At 38.3% G+C, this 26,049-nt stretch carries 32 protein-coding genes; 10 read left to right on the top strand and 22 right to left on the bottom strand.

Going from position 1 to position 26,049, the window contains the following annotated elements:
• Positions 1-2: 2 nt before the first annotated feature.
• The 8 genes from K0A91_RS00855 to K0A91_RS00890 all read right to left on the bottom strand — a co-directional run bounded on the left by K0A91_RS00855 (position 3) and on the right by K0A91_RS00890 (position 6,959).
• Positions 3-497 carry an HAD hydrolase family protein gene (locus K0A91_RS00855; RefSeq protein WP_295007200.1) on the bottom strand — a complete coding sequence of 165 codons (495 nt, stop codon included), beginning with the start codon at positions 495-497 and terminating at the stop codon, positions 3-5.
• Positions 494-1,066 carry an imidazoleglycerol-phosphate dehydratase HisB gene (gene hisB / locus K0A91_RS00860; protein WP_295007202.1) on the bottom strand — a complete coding sequence of 191 codons (573 nt, stop codon included), beginning with the start codon at positions 1,064-1,066 and terminating at the stop codon, positions 494-496. Before hisB ends, K0A91_RS00855 begins: the two co-directional genes overlap by 4 nt.
• A 7-nt stretch (positions 1,067-1,073) precedes the next feature.
• A complete protein-coding gene (locus K0A91_RS00865; RefSeq protein WP_295007204.1) occupies positions 1,074-1,868 on the bottom strand; it encodes a septal ring lytic transglycosylase RlpA family protein in 795 nt (264 codons plus the stop codon).
• Complete coding sequence (locus tag K0A91_RS00870; RefSeq protein WP_295007206.1) at positions 1,861-3,087, bottom strand: lytic transglycosylase domain-containing protein; 1,227 nt, start codon at positions 3,085-3,087, stop codon at positions 1,861-1,863. The genes K0A91_RS00865 and K0A91_RS00870 overlap by 8 nt, the downstream gene beginning before the upstream one ends.
• Before the next feature lie 77 nt (positions 3,088-3,164).
• Positions 3,165-3,941: a TatD family hydrolase gene (locus K0A91_RS00875; protein ID WP_295007208.1), complete on the bottom strand. Its 777-nt coding sequence runs from the start codon at positions 3,939-3,941 to the stop codon at positions 3,165-3,167.
• A complete protein-coding gene (locus K0A91_RS00880) occupies positions 3,938-5,485 on the bottom strand; it encodes an AAA family ATPase (protein ID WP_295007210.1) in 1,548 nt (515 codons plus the stop codon). Before K0A91_RS00880 ends, K0A91_RS00875 begins: the two co-directional genes overlap by 4 nt.
• A gap of 82 nt (positions 5,486-5,567) precedes the next feature.
• Entirely contained in the window at positions 5,568-6,089 is a 522-nt protein-coding gene (locus K0A91_RS00885) for a DUF4136 domain-containing protein (RefSeq protein ID WP_295007212.1), read from the bottom strand.
• A gap of 15 nt (positions 6,090-6,104) precedes the next feature.
• Positions 6,105-6,959 carry an NAD(+)/NADH kinase gene (locus tag K0A91_RS00890; RefSeq protein WP_295007214.1) on the bottom strand — a complete coding sequence of 285 codons (855 nt, stop codon included), beginning with the start codon at positions 6,957-6,959 and terminating at the stop codon, positions 6,105-6,107.
• Positions 6,960-7,104: 145 nt separating this feature from the next.
• Between K0A91_RS00890 and aspS the strand changes: the two genes are divergently transcribed.
• Both aspS and K0A91_RS00900 read left to right on the top strand, forming a co-directional pair.
• Complete coding sequence (gene aspS / locus K0A91_RS00895; protein ID WP_295007216.1) at positions 7,105-8,859, top strand: aspartate--tRNA ligase; 1,755 nt, start codon at positions 7,105-7,107, stop codon at positions 8,857-8,859.
• Positions 8,860-8,895: 36 nt separating this feature from the next.
• Positions 8,896-9,474 (top strand): adenylate kinase, encoded by a 579-nt coding sequence (locus K0A91_RS00900; RefSeq protein WP_295007218.1) that lies wholly within the window; start codon positions 8,896-8,898, stop codon positions 9,472-9,474.
• A gap of 21 nt (positions 9,475-9,495) precedes the next feature.
• On the opposite strand, the gene adk is transcribed toward K0A91_RS00900, so the two are convergent.
• A complete protein-coding gene (adk, locus tag K0A91_RS00905; RefSeq protein WP_295007219.1) occupies positions 9,496-10,143 on the bottom strand; it encodes an adenylate kinase in 648 nt (215 codons plus the stop codon).
• 120 nt (positions 10,144-10,263) lie between these two features.
• Between adk and K0A91_RS00910 the strand changes: the two genes are divergently transcribed.
• Positions 10,264-11,508: a DEAD/DEAH box helicase gene (locus tag K0A91_RS00910; RefSeq protein ID WP_295007221.1), complete on the top strand. Its 1,245-nt coding sequence runs from the start codon at positions 10,264-10,266 to the stop codon at positions 11,506-11,508.
• Positions 11,509-11,549: 41 nt separating this feature from the next.
• On the opposite strand, the gene K0A91_RS00915 is transcribed toward K0A91_RS00910, so the two are convergent.
• On the bottom strand, positions 11,550-11,837 hold the full coding sequence (locus tag K0A91_RS00915) for a hypothetical protein (RefSeq protein ID WP_295007223.1): 288 nt from the start codon (positions 11,835-11,837) through the stop codon (positions 11,550-11,552).
• 98 nt (positions 11,838-11,935) lie between these two features.
• Between K0A91_RS00915 and K0A91_RS00920 the strand changes: the two genes are divergently transcribed.
• Genes K0A91_RS00920 through K0A91_RS00930 form a run of 3 tightly spaced genes read left to right on the top strand, consistent with a single transcriptional unit; the run spans position 11,936 to position 13,511 of the window.
• Positions 11,936-12,667: a molybdopterin-binding protein gene (locus tag K0A91_RS00920; RefSeq protein ID WP_295007226.1), complete on the top strand. Its 732-nt coding sequence runs from the start codon at positions 11,936-11,938 to the stop codon at positions 12,665-12,667.
• Between the two features lie 50 nt (positions 12,668-12,717).
• Positions 12,718-12,843: a hypothetical protein gene (locus K0A91_RS00925; RefSeq protein WP_295007228.1), complete on the top strand. Its 126-nt coding sequence runs from the start codon at positions 12,718-12,720 to the stop codon at positions 12,841-12,843.
• An 8-nt stretch (positions 12,844-12,851) separates the two neighbouring features.
• Positions 12,852-13,511 carry a DUF6166 domain-containing protein gene (locus tag K0A91_RS00930; RefSeq protein ID WP_295007230.1) on the top strand — a complete coding sequence of 220 codons (660 nt, stop codon included), beginning with the start codon at positions 12,852-12,854 and terminating at the stop codon, positions 13,509-13,511.
• Positions 13,512-13,515: 4 nt separating this feature from the next.
• Here K0A91_RS00930 and K0A91_RS00935 read toward each other — a convergent pair whose 3' ends face one another.
• Entirely contained in the window at positions 13,516-14,019 is a 504-nt protein-coding gene (locus tag K0A91_RS00935; protein WP_295007232.1) for an ankyrin repeat domain-containing protein, read from the bottom strand.
• 76 nt (positions 14,020-14,095) lie between these two features.
• Between K0A91_RS00935 and K0A91_RS00940 the strand changes: the two genes are divergently transcribed.
• Both K0A91_RS00940 and K0A91_RS00945 read left to right on the top strand, forming a co-directional pair.
• Positions 14,096-15,292 carry a tetrahydrodipicolinate N-succinyltransferase N-terminal domain-containing protein gene (locus tag K0A91_RS00940; RefSeq protein WP_295007234.1) on the top strand — a complete coding sequence of 399 codons (1,197 nt, stop codon included), beginning with the start codon at positions 14,096-14,098 and terminating at the stop codon, positions 15,290-15,292.
• Positions 15,293-15,365: 73 nt separating this feature from the next.
• Positions 15,366-15,671, top strand: a complete 306-nt coding sequence (locus K0A91_RS00945; protein ID WP_295007236.1) for a hypothetical protein — start codon at positions 15,366-15,368, stop codon at positions 15,669-15,671.
• Positions 15,672-15,680: 9 nt separating this feature from the next.
• Here the strand turns inward: K0A91_RS00945 and K0A91_RS00950 are convergent, their stop codons facing one another.
• From K0A91_RS00950 to K0A91_RS01000, 11 genes are all read right to left on the bottom strand, one after another.
• Positions 15,681-17,075, bottom strand: coding sequence for an SH3 domain-containing C40 family peptidase (locus K0A91_RS00950; RefSeq protein ID WP_295007237.1), 1,395 nt, complete (start codon positions 17,073-17,075; stop codon positions 15,681-15,683).
• 13 nt (positions 17,076-17,088) lie between these two features.
• Positions 17,089-17,748: a LexA family transcriptional regulator gene (locus K0A91_RS00955; protein WP_295007239.1), complete on the bottom strand. Its 660-nt coding sequence runs from the start codon at positions 17,746-17,748 to the stop codon at positions 17,089-17,091.
• A gap of 223 nt (positions 17,749-17,971) precedes the next feature.
• Positions 17,972-18,109, bottom strand: a complete 138-nt coding sequence (locus K0A91_RS00960; RefSeq protein WP_295007241.1) for a hypothetical protein — start codon at positions 18,107-18,109, stop codon at positions 17,972-17,974.
• Positions 18,106-18,576, bottom strand: coding sequence for a tRNA (cytidine(34)-2'-O)-methyltransferase (locus K0A91_RS00965; RefSeq protein WP_295007243.1), 471 nt, complete (start codon positions 18,574-18,576; stop codon positions 18,106-18,108). Before K0A91_RS00965 ends, K0A91_RS00960 begins: the two co-directional genes overlap by 4 nt.
• A gap of 8 nt (positions 18,577-18,584) precedes the next feature.
• A complete protein-coding gene (gene purU, locus K0A91_RS00970; protein WP_295007245.1) occupies positions 18,585-19,421 on the bottom strand; it encodes a formyltetrahydrofolate deformylase in 837 nt (278 codons plus the stop codon).
• Complete coding sequence (locus tag K0A91_RS00975) at positions 19,418-19,768, bottom strand: hypothetical protein (protein WP_295007247.1); 351 nt, start codon at positions 19,766-19,768, stop codon at positions 19,418-19,420. Before K0A91_RS00975 ends, purU begins: the two co-directional genes overlap by 4 nt.
• Positions 19,759-20,007: a hypothetical protein gene (locus tag K0A91_RS00980; protein ID WP_295007249.1), complete on the bottom strand. Its 249-nt coding sequence runs from the start codon at positions 20,005-20,007 to the stop codon at positions 19,759-19,761. Before K0A91_RS00980 ends, K0A91_RS00975 begins: the two co-directional genes overlap by 10 nt.
• Positions 20,004-21,071: a 3-isopropylmalate dehydrogenase gene (gene leuB / locus K0A91_RS00985; RefSeq protein ID WP_295007251.1), complete on the bottom strand. Its 1,068-nt coding sequence runs from the start codon at positions 21,069-21,071 to the stop codon at positions 20,004-20,006. Before leuB ends, K0A91_RS00980 begins: the two co-directional genes overlap by 4 nt.
• Positions 21,071-21,574: a 3-isopropylmalate dehydratase small subunit gene (locus K0A91_RS00990; RefSeq protein WP_295007253.1), complete on the bottom strand. Its 504-nt coding sequence runs from the start codon at positions 21,572-21,574 to the stop codon at positions 21,071-21,073. Before K0A91_RS00990 ends, leuB begins: the two co-directional genes overlap by 1 nt.
• A gap of 143 nt (positions 21,575-21,717) precedes the next feature.
• Positions 21,718-22,506, bottom strand: coding sequence for a flagellar basal-body rod protein FlgG (gene flgG / locus K0A91_RS00995; RefSeq protein ID WP_295007255.1), 789 nt, complete (start codon positions 22,504-22,506; stop codon positions 21,718-21,720).
• A 12-nt stretch (positions 22,507-22,518) separates the two neighbouring features.
• Positions 22,519-23,340 (bottom strand): flagellar hook-basal body protein, encoded by an 822-nt coding sequence (locus K0A91_RS01000; RefSeq protein ID WP_295007257.1) that lies wholly within the window; start codon positions 23,338-23,340, stop codon positions 22,519-22,521.
• A 108-nt stretch (positions 23,341-23,448) separates the two neighbouring features.
• Between K0A91_RS01000 and rpoD the strand changes: the two genes are divergently transcribed.
• Positions 23,449-25,347 (top strand): RNA polymerase sigma factor RpoD, encoded by a 1,899-nt coding sequence (gene rpoD, locus K0A91_RS01005; RefSeq protein WP_295007359.1) that lies wholly within the window; start codon positions 23,449-23,451, stop codon positions 25,345-25,347.
• A 10-nt stretch (positions 25,348-25,357) separates the two neighbouring features.
• Positions 25,358-26,041: a hypothetical protein gene (locus K0A91_RS01010; RefSeq protein WP_295007259.1), complete on the top strand. Its 684-nt coding sequence runs from the start codon at positions 25,358-25,360 to the stop codon at positions 26,039-26,041.
• Positions 26,042-26,049 lie beyond the last annotated feature (8 nt).

Here is a 26,049-nt window from a genome sequence, read left to right on the forward strand (position 1 = left end):
TATTATAACCAAACAGCCATAAATTGTTCTCTCAAATCACATTCGTCAACTAGGATGTCTATCATCTCTCGGACTGCACCTTCGCCACCATTACATGTAAGAACCGTGTCAACAAGCTCTTTAACCTCTTTAACAGCGTCTTTTGGGGTAAAACTTCTGCCTACGCTGCGCAGCATTTTGTAGTCATTTAAATCATCGCCGATGGCTCCGACTTCATAATATTTAAAGCCTAGAGAGTCAATAAGTTCGTTTAAGACTTTCTCTTTATCTTTAACACCTTGAAACAGATGTTTTATGCCAAGTTCATCGGCTCTTTTTTGAACTATTTTTGAGTTTCTGCCCGTTATAATTGCTGCATGATTGCCCATATTAATCCATGAGCTGATTGCAAGACCGTCTTTTACGTTAAAGTTCTTTATCTCACCGCCATCAGACGTGTATATTATTCTGCCGTCAGTTAGGCATCCGTCTACGTCTAATACTATCAACTTAATCAAAGTACATCTTTTGTACTTGGAATGCCGACTCTATCGTTTTTTTGCATAGCACGGCGAAGTGCAACGGCAATCGATTTAAAAGCGGCCTCAATAATATGGTGTTTGTTTTTTCCTCTAAGAGCGACTATATGTGCGCTTATTCTAGCATTTGAAACAAAAGCTTTGAAAAATTCTTCCACAAGCTCCGCGTCAAACTGTCCTACTTTTCCCGCAACATTAACTTCATAAACAAGATATGGGCGGTTGCTAAGATCCAGATTACAGCTCACGCATGCCTCATCCATTACGATATTTGCGCTTCCAAAACGCTCCATATTTTCAACAGGATAGATAGCCTGAGCCAAAAGAGAACCAAGCACAATACCGATATCTTCGACACTGTGGTGATCATCTATATGTGTATCGCCCTTGCATGAAATATCCAAATTAATCAAGGAGTGCTTTGAAAAACTCTCAAGCATGTGGTCTAAAAATCCGATACCCGTATCTATTTTGCTTTTTCCGTTTCCATTCACAGAGAGTGAAACCGAAATATCCGTCTCTTTTGTTTTTCTGCTTTTGCTAATCATTATTTTTTTAATCCTCTCTCACAATAAATGAGTCTTTAAAATTTCCAAGCGCTAAATAATCTCTTGCTTCTGCTTCACTTCTAAAGCCCTTTAGCCATACCTTGAATATCCTGCCTCTTTGCGTCTCAACGTCTTTAATAACCGTATTGTATCCGTCTGTATTGTCATATTTTTTCTGGGTTGTCAAAGCTCCCTCAAATCTTGAAAAAGATGCAATCTGAAGAGCAAAGCCGTTCATGCCCTGGTCTTGAGGGATTTTTTTCAGCTCCTGCTGAATAGGAACATGTTTTTGTCCCTTTGAGTGAAAACCAAGTACTTCTATTTTTACAGGCGCTGTTCCTGCACCAATCATATCTATTTTACGAGCTGCCGTGTTTGACAAATCTATTATTCTAGTGGCGATAAACGGACCTCTGTCGTTTATCCTCACAACAGTATTAAGACCATTTTTTAGATTTGTAACCTTTACAATCGTGTTCATAGGCAGAGTTTTGTGCGCTGCCGTCATATCATACATGTTGTATGTCTCACCGTTAGAGGTTAATTTGCCGTGAAAATCAGAACCATACCAACTTGCGTTACCTTTAAACTCATCGCCTACGTTTACAACAGTAGGATAATACCTTATCCCTCTGATGACATAAGGTCTCATTGTGGGATGGCTATAATCCTTTTTATTTACAACAGGGCTGTAAGAATTTTTCTCAGAGGAGTAGCTAGTGTAGGTTCTGCTACCTTTTGTGCTGCATCCAGTAGAGAGTATCAGTAACGATATAATAATAAAAATAGATATTTTACTCATGCAGTTTTAATCTCTCTCCTTCTCTGATTATGTTGCCATTAAGCTTGTTTTGAATTTTTATATCTTGAACACTGACTTTGTATTGTTTTGAAATAGAGGCCAGCGTATCTCCCTTTTTAACCATATAATAAAACTCTTTGGTCATTTTTTCCACATTAGCCTTATTGTTTATCGGAATTATTAATTTTTGATTCAGACTGAGTCTATTGTGTTTAAGAGCGTTAAAGTCTTTGATTACACTGTGCGGTACATTATACATCTTGCCTATTCCAAAGAGACTGTCGCCTTTTTTAACAATATGTACCCTGTAGATATTTTTTATCTCATCCTCAAAATACTTCTGCTTAAACTCTAATAGTTTGATATATGGTATATGTATCTCGTATCCATTTATATATGGCGGTACAAAGTCATATTTTAAGTGTCTGTTTAACCTTTGCAGCTCCGCGATAGGAATACCCACTAACTCAGAAACTCTCTTTAACGACTCACCTCTTGGTACTTTTACAGTAGAGATGGAGTATGCGTTTGCTCTGTTTAAAAGATGCTCATACTCGCTCTTTAACAAAAACTGCTCATCATTTCCAACCAAAGCAAGTGATACAATTCTTCTTATATAGAGCCTGCTCTCTCTTGGGATATACTTCATTTTAGGGTCTAGCAAAACAGAGAGCTCATCGGTACCCGCACTCTTGATTGCTCTGCTTAGCCTTCCGCCTCCGCAGTTATATGCAATAGCTGCCAAATACCATTTTCCGAACTGGTTATGTAAATCTTTTAGATATCTTGCGGCGGCCTCGGTCGATTTTACCAAATCTCTTCTCTCATCAACATACTCATCAATTCTAAGGCCGTATATTTTGCCGGTCTGTGGCATAAACTGCCAAAATCCGGATGCTTTTTTTACGGAATATGCCTTTGTGGAAAAATTTGACTCCGCCATGGCAAGAAAAAGAAATTCGGGAGGCACGCCGTTTTGAGCCAAAATGTTTTTAACTGCAGGAATAAAGATATATGCATCATCCATTGCCTGAAAAAAGCGCTGGTCTTTGTAGACCTCTTTTTTGCTGTTTTTCATCTGGTTCATTATTGGGTCATACAAAAAAGATGACTCTATGTCAAACGACTCCAGAATGCCTATCTCTTTGGTGTAATTTGTGGTGTACATAAGATTTGCGCTTAGCAAAAATGGTAATAAAAGAAATATGATTTTTTTCAATTTGCAGCTCTTGTTTTTAGTTTAAACGAATAGATTCTATCAAAATAATATTAATAAAAAGCTAAGAATTTATGATATTAAGAAATATCAAAGAGCCTGTAGGCATTTTGAGAAGTTATTTTTTCTATCTCTTCAAGGCTAATATCTAAAAGTTCTGACATTTTTTTTGCAACAAAAGTGGTATAAAGCGGCTCATTTCTTTTGCCTCTGTGGGGCGTAGGCGTTAAATATGGACCGTCTGTTTCGATAAGAAGCTTGTCATACGGGATTTTGGGAACTGCATGTAGAAGCTTTTTTGCATTGCTAAAGGTTAAAACTCCCCCTATTCCAAAGTAAAAACCCTCATTTGCAAGGCTTAGAAGCTCCTCATCTGCATTATAGCAGTGCAATACTCCCCCAACCACTTTAGCATTGTATTTTAAAAGTATCTCTTTTGAATCCCTTGATGCATCTCTGATATGCACGATAAGTGGCTTTTTATGGCTCTTTGCAAGCTCTATCTGAGCAATAAAGACCTCTTTTTGGCGCTCCTTTTCTCTCTCTTTGGCTTCATCAGTTCCCTCAAACCTGAAATAGTCAAGCCCGCATTCGCCCACTGCCACGCACTTTGGATGGTTTATGTACATTTGAAGCTCTTGTGTGTCAAACGCATCAATATCATAAGGATGAACACCTACTGCAAAATAGACGTCATCGTTGTTTTGTGCAATCTCTATGGCTCTTTGGAGGTTTTTTGGATCAGCTCCGGGGATAATAAAACGCTTAATTCCACCCTCTCTGGCTCTGTGCAGAACTTCATCCAAATCATCTCTGTATCTCTCATCATCTAGATGTACATGCGTGTCAACTATCATAATTTCTCATTTTTATTTAGCCCAAGAAGTTCTTTAGCAAACCCTCTAGCCTCTTGCGTGATGCTCTCGCCGCTTATTATTCTGGCTATCTCATCAACTCTCTCATCAAAATTTAGCTCTCTTGCATGCGATTCATCGCCATTTTTATAGACCAAAAAGTGCTGGTCGCCCATCGAGGTAAGCTGTGGCTGATGAGAAATAACAAATATTTGAAAATGTTTTGAGAGCTGTTTTAGCACCTTTGCAACACTCATTGACTCTTCACCACTTAGGTTTGCGTCTATCTCATCAAGCATCAATACTCCTCCATCTTTGCTCATAAGCTCAGACTTTAGAGCCAAAATAGCAAGACGTAACCTGTTAAACTCGCCTGTACTTACCTTTTGCAGGTCGGTTGAGTTTAGTTTTAAAACTATCTCATCTTTTCCAAAAGGTCCATACTCCCTATCTTTTAACTCCGATTTTGCATCACGCAGATAGAGCTCTTTTAGATATCTGTTTAAATCACTGTTGAATGACTCTATCTCGCTTTTTCTAAGAGCGCTAAGTCTATCTGCAATCTCTCTGACTTTTTTGCCAAGAACTGCTTCTCTGTGCTCTAAATCGCCCTTTGCAATCTCTATATTTTCATATTTTGCAAGTTCTTGAATCTTTTGTTCTTTATACTTCAGGGCATCTTCTATGCTTCCGTATCTTCTTTTTAAATCACCAAGAAGCTCAATACGGTTTAAAACATCCTCGACATCAACCTCGTCAAGCATGTTAAGTCTCTCCTGTGCACTCTCCATAAGCGCTCTAAGCTCATTCATGCTGTCGCTAAAAAAGGAGCTATCAACATTTAGCAAATCAAGAGCGTTAAAAACGTTGTGTTCATGTTCAAAAATCGCACCTGCCTTTGATATAGCCTCAAGTGCTTTCTCTTTTTTTGAGAGCTCTTTTTTGATATTTAAAAGCTCTATATCTTCGGATATTTTTGGATTCACATCCTCTATTTTTTTAATCTCATAAGCTGCGAACTCTTTAAGTTCTACAATTTTTTTCTGCTCATTTTCTATGGTAAAAAGCTCTTTTTTTACTTTTTGATGCTCTAAAAATGCCTCTTTGTACACGCTTTTGAGTTCATTTGCATTATGCTTTTTCGCATCCAGTCTGCTATCTATGATTGATAGGAGATTTTCATTTTCAAAATCGCTGAAGTCCCTCAGTGAGAGCTGTTTTAGGTATCTAGAAGCAAGAGCGTTTATGGCTTTTTTGGAGATGCTTTGGTTGTTTATAAAGTATCTTGATTTATCTTTTTTTATATGTTTAAAAATATTTACCTCGTCAAACTCTATGGCGTCATCTTGCGCAGCCAGTTCCCACGTTACGGTAGACTCACAAAGTGCGGCATCGCAAGACTCGCCACCGAATGTTGCCAAAACAGAATTCATCAAAATTGACTTTCCGCTTCCGCTTGGACCGGTAAATACTACAAGCCCAGATTTTAAATCCAGTTCAACCTCTTTAAAACTGAGGTACTCTTTTAGGTAAAATCTCTCTATCATTTATACGTACCTTCTGAAATATTGCAAATTATACTTTTTTATTGTTAAAATCTAAACTCTATCGTTTTGTTTCTACATGTAGTTATTTTACGGGAAACTCTTTAAGCATTGCAGTGACTGTCTCATTGAAGTATTTGGCACGCTCCTGCGGCGTTTTGAAACTCTCGATTTTCTTAGTTAGCTTTGTGTACCAAAATATTTTTTGCGTTGCAGGGTCAACCATATTTATAAGAAGAGTTCCTTCATCGCTTGAAAACCCTCTTGCAGTTCCCAGCGAGAGACCAAGTCCGCTTGAAAACGTGCCAAGTCCAAGACCTACTCCTACGTTTGATGGAACATCCTCTCTTATAAGACTATGAAAAGTTATCTGAAAATCTGCTTCATGCTCGGGCACACTAATGTACCCTTTTGTTTGCATCTCATGCGTAATTGCTTCGGCTATGCGCTCATCGTTTAGCGCGCTTTGATTATCGGTGTCGTTGTAAAGCACGGCAAATGTAGATAGAGTTGCCATATTAAAAGATGGGTCATAATCTATATTTGCTTTTTTTGTCGAGCATCCTGCAAACAGAATCAGCACAATTGGAAGTATATACCTAAACATTTTAGCTCCTTCTGGCTATTCGCCCCATCTAAGTTTCTCTTTTAGCACATCAAAGTAGTTGTACTCCTTTTTGTGTATCAGCTTTACCGTTTTTGATGCGAGTTTTATATGTACGCTCTCGCCTAGTTCCAGCTCATGCACATCTTGTCCGTCAATGATTATCAAGGCTCTCTCCTCGGAAGTTTTCATCTCAATCGCAAATTTGCCAGGAAGAACAACCGAGCGCTGTGTAAGTGAGTGCGGGCATATCGGGGTCAGGGCAAATACATTGCTCATAGGAAATAGAACAGGACCGCCGGCCGAGAGATTGTAAGCGGTAGAACCCGTAGGAGTTGAGACAATAACCCCGTCACCGTAGTATGTGTTAAATGACTGGGAATCTACCAATGTCTCGATATGTATCATATTTGACACTCTTGTGCGGGTGAGAACAATGTCGTTAAACGCATAGTATTTTACTTGTTTAGAGTTTTTTATAACAGTTGCTTCAAGCATTGCACGTTCATCGATTCTATATCTGTTTTTAATCATCTTTTGAACAAAACCATCGAGCTCATCAAGAGACAAATCTGCCAAAAATCCGAGGCTTCCTGCATAAACGCCAAGTATCGGGATGTTAAAATCAAATGATTTTCTAACAGTAGATATCAGCGTTCCGTCACCGCCAAAACTGACCAGAAAATCGCACTCTTTGCATATTTTCTTAAAATCATGTCCCTGAGTGCCTATCATCTCGGCACTGTTGCCCTCAAGAAGTACTTCGATGGCATGCTTTTTAAAAATAGTCTCCATCTTGGAATAACCCTCTTTCAGTTCGGGGGTTGATGGTCTTAAAACAATACCGATTTTTTTGATTTTTTTGTTTTTCAATGTAACTCTTTTAAAATATTTTTGTAAATTATACACTCTTTGGCGTTAAATTATAAAAATATTCAAATCAAAAAAGTCAACTAATTGTTCAATAAGCCAAGTTTTGATACAATCGCGAAAAATTATTACCTAGGACTCTATATTTATGAGAAGTCATTACTGTACAGATTTAAGTGAAGCAAACGTAGGACAAGAAGTTGTCCTAGCAGGCTGGGCAAACAGCTACCGTGACCACGGCGGAATTATTTTTATCGATTTAAGAGACAAGAGCGGTATAATTCAGCTTACATGTGACCCAGAAGACAACGCTGGAGCGCACAAAGCGGCTGACGGTGTTCGTGATGAGTATGTGCTTATAGCAAAGGGAACTGTTCGTCATCGCGGAGAGGGTCTTGTTAATCCGCGTCTTAAAACTGGTGCGATTGAGATTATCGTAAAAGAGCTTATTATTGAAAACAAGTCGGCTCCGATTCCTTTTGTGATCGGAGATAAAAATGTCGGTGAAGAGACAAGACTTAAATATCGCTATTTAGAGCTTAGAGACCCATCAATGTATGAAGCGTTTCGCCTTCGCTCAAAAGCTGCTATAGCTGCAAGAAATATACTTGATGAAAACGGCTTTCTAGAGGTTGAAACTCCGATTTTAACAAAATCTACTCCAGAGGGCGCAAGGGATTATCTGGTTCCTTCTCGCGTTCACAGCGGAGAATTTTACGCGCTTCCGCAATCACCGCAACTTTTCAAACAGCTTTTAATGGTTGGCGGATTTGACAGATATTTTCAGATAGCAAAATGTTTCCGTGACGAGGATTTAAGAGCTGACCGTCAGCCTGAATTTACTCAAATAGACGTTGAAATGAGCTTCTGCGACCAAGAAGACGTTATTGAGGTGGCTGAAAAACTGCTAACTGCTATGTTTAAAGCTTGCGGTGTAGATATTAAACCACCGTTTAACAGAATTACATACAGCAATGCCATGGAGTGGTACGGCTGCGACAAACCTGATTTGAGATATGACCTTAAGATGGTTGACGTTATCGATATATTTCTTAGATGTGACAACGAGATATTTACAAATATAGCTAAAAAACCTCACACTAACCGTATAAAAGCCCTAAAAGTTCCAGGTGCGGATTTGGTTTTCTCAAAAAGAGAGATGAAGAGTTTTGAGGATTTTGTACGCCAGTTCGGTGCACACGGTCTTGGATATTTTCAGATGAAAGAGGATGGTCTTAAAGGTCCTCTTGCTAAATTCTTCAGCGATGCAGACATTGCACTTCTTGTTGAGAGACTAGATATGAAACTCGGCGATGTCGTTTTCTTTGGCGCAGGAGACAAAAAAACTGTTTGGGATTATATGGGACGTCTTAGAATCTTCATCGCAGAGCATGAAAAGATGAACCTTGTTGACAAAGACGCTTACGAATTTGTATGGGTAGTTGATTTCCCTATGTTTGAGATTGAAGATGGACGAGTTAAAGCACTTCACCATCCGTTTACGCAGCCAAAAGATACAGATAAGAATGATGTGGAAGAGATAGAGTCTATCGCTTATGATATCGTTTTAAACGGCACAGAACTAGGTGGTGGAAGTATCCGTATCCACAAACCTGAGGTTCAAGAAGAGGTTTTCAAACTTCTTGGAATTGAGGAAGAGGAAGCTAAAGAGAAGTTCGGCTTCTTACTGGACGCTCTTAAATTCGGTGCTCCTCCGCACGGCGGATTTGCAATCGGATTTGACAGACTTATGATGCTTTTAACCAAAAAATCAAGCATCCGTGACGTTATAGCATTCCCTAAAACACAAAAAGCTTCTTGTATCCTTACAAAAGCACCGAGTTCGGTTGATAACAATCAACTTCGCGATTTACACATTAGACTACGTGAACAAGTAAAATAGTGATAAGAATTAAAATTCAATGCAGCGAGGCACTAAATGCCGAGTCGTAAAAAACTTTTTTTAATTATCGGAGCGCCAGGCTCCGGTAAAACTACAGATGCAGAGTTAATCGCCAAACAAAACAGCAAGATAACACACTACTCCACAGGCGACATGCTTAGAGCGGAAGTTGCAAGCGGCAGCGAGCTTGGTTCTGAAATAAACAACTACATATCAAAAGGGCTTATTGTTCCTATCAAAATAGCCATAGAGACAATTGTAAATGCCATCAAAAATGCTCCAACGGATATAATCATCATCGACGGATATCCAAGAAGCATGGAACAGTTAAATGCTTTAGATGAATATCTACATGTAGATTCATCTCTCTATCTTGCAAGCGTTATAGAAGTGCATGTAAGTGAAGAAACCGCTCGTGACAGAGTTCTTGGTCGCGCTCGCGGAGCTGACGACAACACGGAAGTATTTGACAACCGTATGAAGGTTTACACAAAGCCTTTGGCTGATATTCAAGCGTTTTATAGGGCTAAAAATCTTTTACATGTAATATCTGGCGAAGGAACTATTGAGACAATAGTTTTTGAGATGGAAAGTTTTATAAACTCTAAAATATAATTGAACCCGACAAGGGCTCAATTAACCTAATTTTGAGACGATAGCCGCTTCAACTTCTGATATATCAGCAGTCCCATCAACAGTTATATATGTCATAGACTCTATCTTTTTTGCCTGCTCTTTGTAGTAGCCGATAAGAGGTTTTGTAAGCTCATGATAAACTTTTAGCCTATCGAGCACGACTTCTTCTTTATCGTCATCTCTTTGAACCAAATCTTCACCAGTCACATCATCTTTGCCATCTACTTTTGGCGGATTATAAACTAAATGGTAAGTTCGCCCAGATGCCAAGTGTGCACGGCGACCTGACATACGTTTTACTATCTCTTCATCCGGAACATCTATCTCTATAACCGCGTCAATCGCTATACCCGCATTTGTAACAGCGTCAGCCTGAGGAAGTGTACGAGGAAAACCATCTAGCAAAAAGCCGTTTTTACAGTCATCTTCTTTGATTCTGTCTTTTACAAGACCTATGATAATATCATCAGTCACAAGCTTGCCTGCGTCCATCGCCGCCTTAGCCATCTTGCCCATCTCAGTTCCCGCTTTTATAGCTGCGCGAAGCATATCCCCTGTAGAAATCTGAGGAATGTTATATCTTTTAGTCAAAAATTGGGCTTGAGTGCCCTTGCCCGCACCTGGAGCTCCTAATAATATTAATCTCATATCTATCCTCTCTGTTTTATTGATGTGATTATATATAAATGTAGTTAAAACTAGCTATAAACAAACCTACTCTGAAGCCTAAATTTCATAAAATACGTTTAATTAACTAGAGGAATACAAATGCAATTTTCTAGACTTGGACTATCACCGCAGATTCAAAGCGCACTTAAAAAAAGCGGCTTTACAACGCCAACTCCTATTCAAGAAGAAGTTATCCCTCTTGTGTTAAAACATAACGACATTATGGCAATGGCGCAGACCGGAAGCGGTAAAAGTGCAAGCTTTGTACTGCCGATTTTGGAGCTTTGGTCTAAGAGTGTGGGTGAGGGAAAAGCAAAGATTAAAGCTCTTGTTTTGACTCCCACAAGGGAGCTTACGCTTCAAGTTGCAGATGCTTTTTGCACTTTTGGCGCAGGTTTGAGTAGAAAACCAAAAGTAGTAAGCATTATCGGCGGAGAGAGCATAGGCGAGCAGATTTACGCAATTCAGCAAGGGTGCGATATCTTGGTGGCGACCTCGGGAAGACTGCTTGATGTGCTTAGTAAAAAACAGACAAATCTTTCACACTTAGAGTTTTTTGTTCTGGATGAAGCGGACAAGATGCTAAATCTTGGCTTTTTTGAGGAGTTAAACGCCATCCTTGAAGTAATTCCGCAAAAACGTCAAAGTCTCCTATTCTCGGCGACCTATCCTCAAAAGATTTTGGATATTGCTTCAAAAATCACACAAAATCCACTCCAAGTAACGCTAGAGCAAGAGGTGCCGACAGTCCAGAGTGTTCTCCAGCGCGCAATTTTAGTAAACCGAGAAAATCGCGGTCCGCTTCTAAGACACCTGCTCGATAGCGAAAAATTAGAGCAAGTTCTTGTATTTATGGTGAACAAAAGAGCCACGGACAACATAGCGGCTAAGTTTAAAAAGTACGGCTACAAGGCTGAGTCTTTTCACGGTGATTTGCTTCAGAGTGAGCGCACACTTACGCTAGATGAGTTTAAGGCTAAAAAGATACGCATACTCTTCGCAACGGATATAGCAGCAAGAGGATTGGATATCAGTAATGTCTCATGCGTTATAAACTTTGACTTGCCACGCTCTCCGACTGACTATATCCACCGCATCGGACGAACTGCAAGAGCCGGAAAATCAGGAATGGCTATATCGTTTATATCACATGAGGACAGAGCGCATTTTGATATCATTCAAAAGCGTTGTAAAACAAATCTGAGTATGGAGCAGATAGAGGGATTTGAAATAAGGGGAGAAGCTCCAATAAAACTAAAAGGACCTGAACCTGTCAAAGGCAAGGGAAAAAGTAAAAAAGACAAAGCAAGAGAAAAAGCTCTAAAAGAGGCTAGCGGAGGGTAATTTTACATGTCAAACTAAATTGACATGTAAGAATTTAAAGATTAATCCTCTTCAAATCCGAAATCGTCTTCGTCGTCGCCCTTTTGAGCCTCTAAAATATCAGCTATCAACTCTTTGCACTCATCTTCATCGATATCGTTGTTTGCTATATCTTCTAAAACATCTTGAAGGTCTGCTTTAAACTCTCTAAGATCTTCAATCTCATCTTTTGCATCTATACTTGCCTCTTTGCTATCGGCAATCTCTTGAAAAATCTCATCCAATCTCTCATCAATATCTGGAATAACGCTCTTCGTTATCAACTCTTGTAATTGTTGTGCATAAGACATAAAAAACACCTTTTATAATTTAGTTCTGAAATTATACTCTATATAAGAGTATTCTAACAATCCCTAAACTATAATTGAGTAAAAAACAGAGGAACTCCATGAATTTTTATGCTTGCATTATTGGCAGTGAAATACTAAACGGACGCAGAGAAGACAAACACTTTGACTTTTTAAAGAGTGAACTTCAAAAATATGGGCATGTGCTTTTTGCCTCATTTATCATCAAAGACGATGAAAATCTTATTAAAAAAATCTACAAGCTTATAAAAGATGATAAGAGTGGTGTTATGTTCTCTTTTGGCGGCATAGGTGCGACTCCTGATGATTTGACAAGGGAAATTGCCGCGGAGGTATTTACCTCTAAACCTCTCGAGAGACATAAAATTTTTGAGCAAAACATCATAGAGAGATTTGGCGAAGAGGCATTTCCGCACAGAATCTACATGGCTGATTTACCGCAGAACTCTAAACTTCTATTTAATCCCATAAACAACATGCCAGGTTTTTCTCTAGAGGATAGATACTTTTTTACTCCCGGATTTCCGCAAATGTCTCATCCGATGATTAGCGACGTCATTAAGAAACTATTTAGCACGTCTGTACAAAAGTATAGATTCACCCTGCTCGCCCAGACAAGTGAAAATACGCTTATAAACATCATGAAACAGGTTCCGAGCGACATTGAGTTATCATCGCTGCCGATACTAAAAGACACGAAAGCCTCTGTTGAAATATCACTGTTTGGAGAAGATAAGTTACATGTAGAAAAATATTTTAAGCTCTTTTTGGATTATCTTGAGGATAAAAATATTAAATACAATTTAATTTAATTATAATATTGCCGATTTCGCTAAATAAGTAAAAATCAAGGAATTTTCTCATGATGATTTGGTTAATAGCATTCTTACTGCTTAGCGTTGCCATATATGTTATTTATCGTTTCTCTGTATCAAACAAAAAAGATAAAATTAGCAAGATTGATTATCACTACACATTTAAAATCTAAGGTAAAAAATGGCTCTCATTAGGAATAATCATGCCTTCAAGGGGCATAGAACGCTGCTTGGAACAAGGTATGTAACATACGGGGAACTTGAACTCCCGCTTAGATATGAACTATTTGCTCTCTCAAAGAGCGGCTTTGACTGGGGACATACAGGTGCAGGAGCTCAGCAACTTGCATTCTCAATGCTTTTTCAGCTGACCAACGAAGAGTTTGCTAAAAACAACGCTTCTATTTTTACAACCGACATAGTTTCGAAATTCAATAACAGAGATTGGGTTATCACCGCCTCAGACGTTATGAAATGGGTCTCAAAAAACACCCAGTATAAAGTAGAAAAAGAGGAAGTAAAACAGCAAGAAAAGCCGGTAGAAACAGCGCTGGCAAAAGAGACAATAAATGATACATTGGTTTTAAAGTCTAATATAAGCCAAAAAAGAACCAAACCAAAAAGCAATGTAGTCAAAGATATATGTAACTCCCTTCAAATAACACAAAAAGAGCTTGCAAATATTTTAGAAGTTCCGGAGGGAACCGTTAGCAGCTGGGCTGTAAAAAATGAGATACCTAGACTTGGAAAAAAAGCTATCGAGTTTTATACGCAAAATCAAAAAAATCAACAAATAATAGACAGCTACAAAAGCTTTGTAAAACTTCTGGATGTGCGTTAGACAACTATCTTGCGTAGCTCCTGTTTTTAGGGGTGTTTTCATCGTATTCAAGTAGCGCCAAAATACTCTTCTTGTTTGTTTTTCTTGCAAAATCCGTTACGCTGATTCCTTTTGAATCAACCGCATCTTTGTTAGCGCCATGCTCTAGAAGAAGTTTTACTATCTCGTTTCTTCCATAGCAAACAGCAGCCATAAGCGGAGTAAATCTGCTTCTTCTTTTTGTGCTATCGACATCTATGCCATGAGCGATAAGATACTTTACAAAATCTATATTTCCATATGTGACAGCCATATCAAAAATGGTAACGCCCTCTTCGTCAAAATCATTAATATCTACACCGCTATCGACTAAAAACATAATTAAATCAAAGTCGCATCTGTGCCTTAGAGCCGAAGCTAAAACAGACTCCCCCGTCTCATTTGCTTCGTTAATATCAGCACCCTCACTTAGGTATTTTTTGATGCCCGTAATGTCATTTTTTTTAAAAAGTTCAATCCATCTATTCATAACGACAGTATATACTAAATAGATATTAGTAATGTTTAAGTATAATACTTTCAATAAATTATTTAAGTGAGAATATATGGAAATCATTCAGACTACAGATGCTTTTAAGGCACTTATAGAAAACATAAAATCATCTACAAAGGGATATAGAGATCCTTTGGCATTTGGCATATGTCGTGTAGATATGGGACAGTTAAATCTTAGCAAAACTCTTCAGGCTACCTATCCGATAATCAACTGGAATGAAAACTTCGGCAGCGCGGCTATTTTTATAAAAGCACTTAGTGAACAGGGGATAGATGTAGACTTTAATGCCAGCGAAGCTGTTTATGATATTAATGCGGCTTTTTTGAAGAGCTGTTTAAATGCATTTACCCCTTATTCGGATGAGGCTTGTGGTGATGCACATAAAAATATTCAGGTAGTCTCTGCACTCTATAATCAAATCATAACCAACGGCTCAAAAGACGGAGAGTTCAAAGTTACATTTATTTTTGCAGATGAGCCGCTAAAGAGTGTTGAAGCAACTTACCTAAAACTATATGCAATGTCACAGGCAAAAGTTGCAATAAGAAGCATTAATCTAAACGGCGCATTCGGCGCACTTCCAAACGTTGCTTGGTCAAACGGCAGACCAATCGAGCTTGACTACTTAAGAGAATTTGAGATTGAGCTAAAGCTCTCAAACGAATATCCGCATATTGATTTTGTAGATAAATTCCCAAGATTCCTACAGCACATTATTCCAGCAGACAACACACGCATACTTGATACTTCAAAAGTTAGATTCGGTGCGCAATTAGCAGCGGGAACAACCGTAATGCCAGGTGCGTCATATGTAAACTTTAATGCAGGAACTACGGGACCTGTTATGGTTGAGGGCAGAATTTCAAGCTCTGCGATAGTTGGAGCAGGCAGTGACGTCGGCGGCGGAGCTTCTATACTCGGTGTTTTAAGCGGAACTGACGGAAATCCTATAACTATCGGTAAGAATACGCTGCTTGGCGCAAACTCAACATGCGGAATCCCACTTGGTGATGGATGTATTATTGATGGCGGGCTTGCAGTTCTTGCAGGCATAAAAGTACGCGTAAACGATGAAGAGATGGTTGAAATACAAGAAGTTAATCCAAATGTAAAACTTGAAAATATCATGAAAGCATCAGAGCTTGCAGGACTTAACGGACTGCACTTCAGACAAAACTCTCAAACAGGTCAATATGTGGTTCAGAGAAGTACGAGAGAAGTTAAGCTAAACGCAGACCTTCACTAGTGAGTAAAAATATTATATTTATTTTAGCTTAGTGGCATTATAATAGTTCCATTAAGCAGAAAAGGGGTCTACAATGAACATATCAAACAATATCTCATCAATTCAAGCTCATCAGAGTATGATGAATACAAACGCGAACAATGTTGCAAACGTAAACAGTGATGGTTTCATTCCAAGAGATACGAGAATGGCGGCTAATGAGGGCGGTGTAAAAGCCAATACAAGAATGGCTGATAACAACGGCTCAACTAGAAGCCAGACAGATTTGGCAAAAGAGATATCGGATCAGATAATATTGCAAAATGCTACGGCTGTAAATGTTACGGCCATCAGAACCCAAGATGAGATGCTAGGCTCGCTTCTAGACACAAAAGCTTAATGCAAAGCCTCACTGCTGTGTTAAAATATTCATACTTATTAAATTTCTAAGCAGCTCTCCGCTCTCATCGTAGTCTTTATGATTTCTTCCGAGCTTTAGTGTACTAAAGATAGGCTTTCCTATAATAACCCTGCCCTCCACTCCGTCTTTTTTGGTTTTTATGCCCCATGTGTTGTGAAATACAATAATCTCATCATCGTATGTGCCGACATAAAGAACAATGTGTCCTTTTTTATAAAGGAGTGTTTCAAAAGGAACTGCTTTCTCTTTTATAACTTTTATCTTCTCGCTGTTGCTAAGTCTCTCAAGAGAGATAACCTTGCCGATTTTGCTCTGCTGATTTGAGTTTCTAGGCAGCCAGATACCAAAAGGAGCAAACATATCTCTAAGCATGGAGGAGCAGTCGCGCTGTTCGTACATTCCACCCCATCCGTAATTTGTTTTTGAAACCTCGTTTATAACTGCGGTTAAATTCACATCGTTTAGTTTCATAATCTCTTTTGTTGCTATATCTTTTGATATTTTAGACCTTAGAAAAAGCGGTTTGGAGTTTTTGTAAGATGAAATAGCTAGAACAGTATATGCCTCTTCATCCTCGGATATAAGAGCGAATATCATCCCTATTTTTGATTTAAATAAAAATGTACCCTCTACATCATATATGGGCTCATTCTCCTTAACAATAGCTACCTGCCACGCCTTTTGCCAAGCTCTTACGTGTTCGTTTTCTAGCACTACAAATTCGCTTGTCTTAATCCATCCAGATGCAAAGTTGCTAAATATATATGCCCACTCTCTGTCTTTAGAGTAGTGAGAAATAAATATTGGACTATTGGCGTGCAGAGCACTATTTTGAAGATAGTCAAACGGAAAACCCTCTCCTGCGACAGAAGGGTCTCTTAAGAGCGGTCTTATTGTCGGAAACGACCTTACACTGCTCTCTTTTAGTGTCACTCCCCTTTCATTGACAGTAGCATACTCGTCAAAATTTGCATTAAAGAGCATCTTCTCAAAAAAAGGCTGCTCCAGCAGCTGTAGATTTTCACCGTAGCTTTTACCGACGGTGTAGACATCAAACGGCCACTTTACAGCTTTTAAATCCTCTCTTGGTTTCTCTATATTCCAGATGCTAAAATGGTGCTCCTCAAATCTCTTTTGAATATCGTAAAGCTGAGAATTATTGGAGATATTTTTCGTAAAATATGCAGCATCCTGAGGTATGTTTTGCAAGTCGTCAATCTCGAATGCTCTTACAAGCTCTTGCTTTGGCATCTCTTCACAGCTGAGATTTTCATCGATATTTATAAAAATATCTTTTTTCATCTTATGAACTGCTGTCCCAACTCCGCTCGAAGAACAGCCAACAAATAAAATTACCGATAAAACTATATATATATATCTCAATTTAAAAAACCTTTTAATCAACGCTGCCAAATCTGCTTACAACCCTTCCTATCACCTCTATTTCATTGGGATTTAAGGTTTGGGTTGCGTAGATTGGATTATCAGATATTACGTCTATTTTACCGTCTATTCTCTTTTGAACTCTTTTAATAAATAGCCCTGCCTCTGTTCTTATAGTAAAAACGCCTCCTCTTATAAGGTCTGTTTTTACCCTATTTATAAAAACTATGTCATTGTAGCTAAAAGTAGGCTCCATGGAGTCGCCTGAGACATTTATCGCCTCTATGTTTTTTAACTCTCTCTCGCCGCCAAGCAGCATAGCAAACTCATGCGGAATCTCTATGCCCTGCACTTCTTCCTCATCAGAGTCAGCTCCGCCGCCTGCCGAAGCGTTGATTTTGCTGAAGTATTTGACCATAAAAAATCTATTTGTAGCTTCTATAAGGCTCTCAGGCGATTGCCCATAAAGCAGCCAGTTAATAGATATAGATTTTGTTGCGCAAAAATCTAAAAGTTCTCCGAAAGGAATTTTGTTTCTTTTTTTCATAGTGGCAAAATTCATCTGACTTACACCCAAAATATCAGCAACATCTTTGTCAAAAATCTTTCTACCGTTATACTCTGTAGAGACAATGTTTTTTATCTCTTCTACTATTTCAAGAAAATTTTTCATACTTTCCCCTAAATATCTCTCATATTTGAAAGATTATAATATATTTTTGCAATTTAGTCAAAGTTTATATGACAAAATGCAATATTTTCTATCTTTGATTGAAAAAATTTGTACTATTTGAAAATTAACGAAAAGGATTTGGAGTGAAAATTATTGTAAAAAACGTAGAAACTTTGCTTGAAAAATTTGAAAATTCTCTAGAGAAGCTGGCTGATATTCTCTTTTAGAAACTATCATCCATATTTTTGGCTTTTTTCTCATCGGCTTCTCTATGTGCCGACTTTGTTTTGTGGTATCCGCCAAATATAAAGACCATAAAAATCAGAAATAAAATCATCATTGCTATATCTAAAAGAGTCACATCCGCTCCTTGAAAGTGGTGTAGTTTTGTTTTATCGCCTCATAGAGGACAATTCCTGTACTAATTGCCAAGTTTAGGCTTCTGCCCTCTTTTGTCATCGGTATAGTAATGTTTTTCTCTTTGTATCTATCTAATATATCCTCAGGAATTCCAGCTGTTTCGCTGCCGAAAAATATATAGTCGCCATCTTTAAACTCAGCCTCAAAATAGGGTCTGTCTGTTTTTGTAGTGGCAAAGTGGGAATTATTGCCGATGTTATTATTTGCAAAAAAATCATCCAAACTCTCCCAAACATGGAGATCAAGTTTGTGCCAATAATCAAGTCCTGCACGTCTTACGGCTTTTTCATCAATATCAAATGCAATAGGCTTTATAAGATGAAGAGATGCACCGGCATTAACGCATAGACGTCCTATTGCACCGGTATTGTTTGGGATTTGCGGATTTACTAAAACTAGGTTAAACAACTGCTTGCCTAAAAAATTACTGTTTTGTTTGCATATACAAAAATTCTATCTTCAAGAGCCAGCTTTAGAGCGCGCGATAGAACAACTTTTTCCACATCTTTACCTGAGCGCTGCATATCTCTCCAGCCGTAAGCGTGATCTACATGTATAACCTCTTGAGCTATAATCGGACCCTCATCAAGATTGTTGTTTACAAAATGAGATGTAGCACCGATAATCTTAACACCTCTCTCATAAGCCTGCTTATAAGGGTTTGCACCAATAAATGCAGGCAAGAAAGAGTGGTGGATATTTATAAGTCTATTCTCATAAACCTCTATAAACTTAGGGGTTAAAATTCTCATATATTTTGCCAGTACTATATAATCAATGTCGTTAAACTCAGCCATACACTCAAGTATTTTGTTCTCATGCTCGTCTCTGTCAAGTCCAACATGCGAAATTGCGATAAATGGGATATTAAATTTGCCGACAAGAGATTCCAAGTCGCTGTAGTTTGATATTACAGCCAAAATATTTGCCTCTAATTCGCCTGCCTCATGGCGTATCAAGATATCGCCAAGCGCATGCATCTCTTTTGTTGCCATGATGACTATATTTTTATTTTTAGGTGCGATAACCTCTATGTTTGCATTTTGAGGCATCACTTCATTAATAAGCTGATACAGTTTGTCAAGAGCTATATCTCCCTCGACAACGCTTCTCATAAAAAATTTATTATTTTCTCTATCAACAAACTCGCTGTTTGATAGTATATTTAGATTATTTTGATAAAAAACAGTAGATACTTTATGAACAAGCCCCTTCTCGTCGTTTGCATCTATAAGCACTCGGTATTGGCTCATTTTCTGTTTCCTCTCTCAAGCTCTTCAACTCTAGAATCGATACTTACCAAAATATACTCTAAAAAATTCAGTGTCATATCCACTTTTGCTTCTATATTTGTGTTGTTTGGCGCTTGAAAGCCCTCAAAAAGCACTAGTAATCTCTCTCGCATTGATGTCAAAAACATCATTTCGTTACTCATTACCGGCTCTTCTTGAGCTTCTATATCTATTTTTTGCTCTATTTTTGTGTTAGATTCCATCTTTGCTTTTGGTGCAAAATCAATTATTGTTTTTTGGTCATCAACATTTGGCTTTATATCCTCCAGCTCTGCTAGAGTGGAGAGGATTACATCTTTTAATTCCATAGCTTTAATAACCACCTTTCAAATTCGTTAAATTCAATCTCTTCTTCCATTTTTACAAAATAATCCTTCATTTGACTGTTTACATGTAAAAACTTTTTTCTCATGCCTGAGAGCCTTCTTATTGCAATTTTAGCATCACTATTGGAGGAATCTTTTTTCAAAATCTCTTTATATATCTCAAGAGCCTCTTCTTTTAACCCCTGAAGTTCATAGATATTTGCTAGTGTTAACGTTTTCATTTTGCTGCATAGTTAGCGATTATTGAACCCATCTCACTTGTAGAGCAGACCTCTTTGGCATCATACTGAGCCAAATCTTTTGTTCTGTATCCCTCTTTAAGCGCTCTTTTTACAGCCGAATCTATCTTATCAGCAGCCTCGTTTTCACCAAGAGCATATCTTAACATCATTGAAGCGGATAGTATCGTTGCAATCGGATTAGCAATTCCTTGTCCTGCAATATCTGGAGCAGAGCCGTGAATAGGCTCATAAACGCCTATCCTTGCACCTACCGAAGCTGATGGCAGAAGACCGATTGAACCTGATAGCATACTTGCCTCATCGCTTAATATATCTCCAAAAATATTTCCTGTAAGCATGACATCAAACTGTCTAGGATCACGGATGAGCTGCATTGCGGCATTGTCAACATACATGTGAGAGAGTTCTACTTCAGGGTACTCTTTTGCCACTTCAATTACAACCTCTCTCCAGAGCTGAGAAACATCCAAAACGTTAGCCTTATCGATAGAGCAAACTCTTTTACTTCTCGTCATGGCAATCTTAAACGCCTGATGAGCGATTCTTACAATCTCTTCACGAGTGTAGACCATAGTGTTCCACCCTCTGTTCTCATCACGCCCTTTTGGCTCGCCGAAGTATATTCCTCCGATTAGCTCTCTCACAACCATTAAGTCAACGCCTTTAATAACTTCAGGCTTAAGCGATGAAGCATTTATAAGTTCGTCAAAAACTGTTGCAGGGCGAAGATTTGCATAGACTCCAAGCTCTTTACGAAATCTTAAAAGTCCACTCTCAGGTCTTTTTTCACGAGGCAGATTGTCCCATTTTTGACCACCGATTGCACCAAAAAGTACCGCATCGCTGTTTAGTGAGATATTGATTGTCTCTTGGGGAAGTGGATCACCTGTCATATCATAAGCGCAGCCACCCATTAAAGCCTCTTCGTAAGAGAACTCTATATCGCAGCACGAAGCCACAGCGTCTAAAACCTTTACAGCTTCATCTATAATTTCAGGACCGATTCCGTCGCCTTTTATCAGTGCAATTTTATAAGTTTTCATTATTTACCCTTAATTTCATTTTGTGCAAAGTTCATAAGTCCGCCTGCGTCTATAAGCTCTTGCATAAACTGTGGGATAGGAATAAATTTATAAACTTTTTTTGATGTTTTATTTGTAATTGTTCCGTTATTCATGTCAACGCTTATCTCGTCTCCTTCAGCAATTTCGGCACTCTCTTGAAGTTCAAAAATTGGCAGACCCATATTAAATGCATTTCTATAAAATATTCTTGCAAACGTAGGCGCGATAACAGCAGCCACACCGGCGGCCTTAAGAGCTATTGGAGCGTGTTCGCGTGAACTTCCGCACCCAAAATTATCTCCGGCAACTATAACGTCGCCTCTGCTCATTTTTTTAACAAACTCCGGATCTGCATCTTCCATAACGTGTTTTGCAAGCTCCTCGGCAACAGAGGTGTTTAAATAGCGAGCCGCTATAATTAAGTCTGTATCAATATCTTTTCCAAATCTCCAAACTTTACCATCAATATTCGCTTTTTGCATATAAATTCCTAACTTTATTTAAAATTATTTTTGTGATTATAGCCAAAATGAGATTGTAGTTTTATAAAAGGTGGCGGCAAAGAAATAAAAAACCTATGAAACCAACTTAATATTAATTCGTATCAAGTTGGTTTAAGGAGTTGCTATCGCTTTAGATTATTTGTTGTTTGAAGCATTTCATCACTTGTTGTGATTACTTTTGAGTTTGAATCATAAGCTCTTTGACCCGTAATTAGGTCTGTTAATTCAACGACAAGTTCAACATTGCTAAGCTCAACAAAACCTTGTCTTAACACTCCAAGACCATCCAGTCCTGGAGTTCCCTCAACGGGCTGACCTGAGCTGTCAGTCTCGATATAAAGATTGTCTCCCATAGAGTGAAGACCTGCAGGGTTTATGAAGTTTGTTAATGTAACCTGCCCTATCTGTGTTGCCTGTATCTGGCCAGCTTGAACAACCGTCACCGTTCCATCAGTACCTACACTGATATTTGTAGCATCAGGCGGAATAACAACTTCAGGAACAAGTCTATATCCGTCGCTGTTGACTATTGTTCCGTTTTCATCAATCTTAAATGCGCCGTTTCTTGAGTAAACTTCTGTTCCATCAGGCAGTTCAAGCTTAAAAAAACCTCTGCCGGTTACCGCTAAGTCAAGCTGATTGTCCGTCTGCTTCAAACTTCCCTCTGAAAATATCTTATTGATAGCAGTAGGACGAGAACCTAGACCGACTTCTATGCCCGTTGGACTTTTAGTAACATCACTTGTTGATGTTCCTGCATACTCCATAACCTTATACATAAGGTCGGCGAACTCGGCGCGAGATTTTTTAAAACCAATTGTATTTACGTTGGCAATATTGTTCGCCGTAGTATCTATCTGTGTCTGCATAGCCAACATTCCTGTTGAAGCAGTATAAAGTGATTGCATCATTGTCTAAACTCCTTAAGCTTTTTTAGCTAATTTTTCAATTGCATCGCGGTTCATATCGTTCATTTGCGTATCCATTGCTTTTTGATACATTCCGACAAGACGGTTTGTCTCTATCATTTGTGTCATCATCTTTACGGCATTTACGTTGCTCTTCTCCACAAAACCCTGCATAACAGCTCCACTTTGGTCAAAATTCTCAAACTCCCCCATGTCATCATATCTATAAAGACCATTGCCCTCTTTTTTTAATAGTGCAACATTGTCAGGTTGTACTATAAAAAGTTTTGAGCCCGGAGTAAGGTTTACGCTATTTGGAATATCCGTAAAAATCTGTCCGTTTTTGTCTATCTCAATGATGCTATCCTCTTGATTAAACATAATTGGCTGATTTGTTATAAAGTAGTCACTTGGAAGAACCTCATATCCGCTCTTAGTTATCAGTTTTCCTTCGTCATTTTTTGTAAATGTTCCGTCTCTGGTTAATCTAAGACCCTCAGGTGTTTTTACCAAAAAGAAGAGTCCCTCTTTTGAAAGAGCCACATCGAGAGGATTTGAGCTTTTTTGCATGTTGCCGACAGAGTGGTCGGTATACGCATCTACAATTTGCGGGGCTTTGTTCATAGCTCTGTTTAAAAATTGTGCCGCTTCTTTTGTTTGATTTTGATTTGGCAACTCATCTCTCGACTCTTTGTAGAGGCGCATAAAATCGCCAACTACAAGATTATCCTCTTTAAAGCCTACCGTATTAACATTGGCAAGATTGTTTGCAATAGTATCAAGACGATTGAACTGAGTAACCATTCCAGCCGCCGAAGAGTAATATCCGCTTTGCATTTAATACCTTTAGTTCTCATTTTTTTCAAGTTAAGCAAACTATGTTCCAATATTTAAGGAAGAAATTGTTAAGACTTTTTGGGTATAATCCACTTTTGAAAAATCTTAATTCAACCAAACAAGGCGCACTCATCCATGACAGCTAAAGAACTCAACAAAGCTATCGAATTATTCTTCACAAATCAAAAACCGAAAGAGTGCTCTACCTATGAGTCACTAATAGAACTTTTTGATAAACAGCCGACTTTAGCCCAAGCAACAAATATTCATAAACTTATACAAAAACACAAAGCTTGCATATATACATCATCAGAGCATGCAAAACTGCTAAACGACAAAGAAGCAGAGGCTAGAAGAAGTGCCCAAAGAAAGATGATTGAAAATAACGAAACGGACAGTTTTGACATACTAAAAGAGCATGAGCTTCTTGAGTGGTCTCGCTCTGACTCCCCAGTTCGCATGTACCTTCGTGAAATGGGACAGATTCCGCTTCTAACAAAAGAAGAGGAGATTGAGATATCAAAAAAAATCGAAGGCGGCGAAAGCATTATTATTGATGCTATATGCTCGGTTCCATATCTCATAGACTTTATTTTAGACTACAGAGAGCCTCTTATCAATAGAGAGAGAAGAGTAAAAGAGCTCTTCAAAAGCTTTGAGGATGAAAAAGATGATACGGACGATTCAGAAATAAATGATGAAGAAGATATTGAAGATAACGAGTATGAAGAGGTCAAGAAGACACTGACCGTAAAAGACAAAAGCAGAGTTGAAAAAGTTACCACAAGCTTTAAAGCTCTTGAAAAAGCTAAAAAAGAGTGGGTTAAATTAGCGGAAAAAACAGCTGAAAACGGTGATGGAGAAGTTACCCCTGAAACTGTTCTGCACTTCTTGAGCGTTACCTATAAAAAAGGCGTTTTAAAAGAGAAATTATTAGATCTCGGACCTACGTCAAAGCTTATAAATGAACTTGTTAAAGCAATGGAGACGGCACTTAAGAGCGATGAGGGGTATGACAAAGAGTTAAAAAGACTTGAGTATAAACTTCCTCTTTTCAACTCAACTCTAAAAGCAAACCATAAAATTTTAGTTGAAAAAATTTGCGACTTAAACAAAGAAGATATTGCAGCTATGGTGCCTGAGGCTACTATGGTAAGCACATATATGGAGATAAAAAAACTTGTCCAAACTAAAGAGGCTTCAAAAAACAGCTTCAGTATGGAGCCTGAAAAACTCGCAGATATTTTAGAACAGATTAAACGCGGTAAAAATATCTCCGAAATATCAAAAACAAAGATGGCAAAATCAAACCTCAGGCTAGTTGTATCTATTGCAAAAAGATATACAAACAGAGGATTGCCTTTCCTTGACCTTATTCAAGAGGGAAATATCGGACTTATGAAAGCGGTTGATAAATTTGAGTACCAAAAAGGGTATAAATTCTCAACATATGCCACATGGTGGATTCGCCAAGCTATTTCTCGCGCAATTGCGGATCAGGCAAGAACTATTCGTATTCCTATCCACATGATAGAGACCATTAACCGCATCAATAAAATTATGCGCAAGCATCTTCAAGAGCATGGAAGAGAGCCTGATGTTGAGATAATCGCACAAGAGGTCGGACTGTCTGTTGAAAAAGTTAAAAATGTAATTAAAATCACAAAAGAGCCGATAAGCCTTGAAGCTCCTATAGGAAGTGAAGATGACGGACGTTTTGGTGACTTCATTGAAGATAAGATGTCACTCTCACCTTCAGATGCGATACTAAAAGATGATCTGAGAGTTCAGATAGAGAGCGTTTTAGAGCAGCTAAACGAAAGAGAGAAAGCAGTTATAAAACTCCGCTTTGGAATCATGGACGATGAGTCTGACAGAACGCTAGAAGAGATAGGCAAAGAGCTTAACGTAACACGTGAAAGAGTTCGCCAAATTGAATCAAGCGCAATTAAAAAGCTCAAACACCCTAAAGTTGGAAGAAAACTTAAAAATTACATAGAAGAGTAGTAGATTTAGCATGACATTTGAGCAGCAATGGATAGAGTACGATTACAACCCGTTCGTACTCTTTAGTTCGAGCGGAAAGGTTTTATCGTTAAATGCAGAAGCTCAGTTTCTGCTTGGCGCAATCACCACAGAAGAGCTCTTTGGTATCGCAAGTACCTATGCAAATCACTCTTACGGATTTAAAACAACATTTTTAGAGCTTGATTTAGGACGTTACAAATTTTTTGCAATAACCGTCGGGTATGAGAATGATGAAGCTATTGGAATCAAGCTATATCAGGTGCCCTCTTTCAAACTAAACAAACCTAAGCTTGGCGGCGAATCGGCAAATATATATGCGCTTGTTGACTTATGCATTCTCACATACTCCATAAACTCAAAAATTGTTTTTAAAAAAGATTTTGACCCTACAATTCCTGAAGTCATTATAGACTCCAACAACTTTATAAAAATTCTCAATAAAATCTACTCTTGCTTTGATAAAAATGAGAAGATATCGACAAAGATATTCTACAGAGTCGGCGAACATGTAAAGTTTGAGGATAAAAAATATAGTATTTTTTCAGTTGAGATAAGTTCACAGAGTATAGATGAAGAGAGAGTTAATGAACTGAAAGTTTTAGCTGCAAATACAAACTTCTACATAGATATCAAAAAGAAGATAACGATAAACATACCTATGATTACATCCTAGGCGCGCCT

Source organism: Sulfurimonas sp. (genome assembly GCF_019429335.1).
GTDB lineage: Bacteria > Campylobacterota > Campylobacteria > Campylobacterales > Sulfurimonadaceae > Sulfurimonas.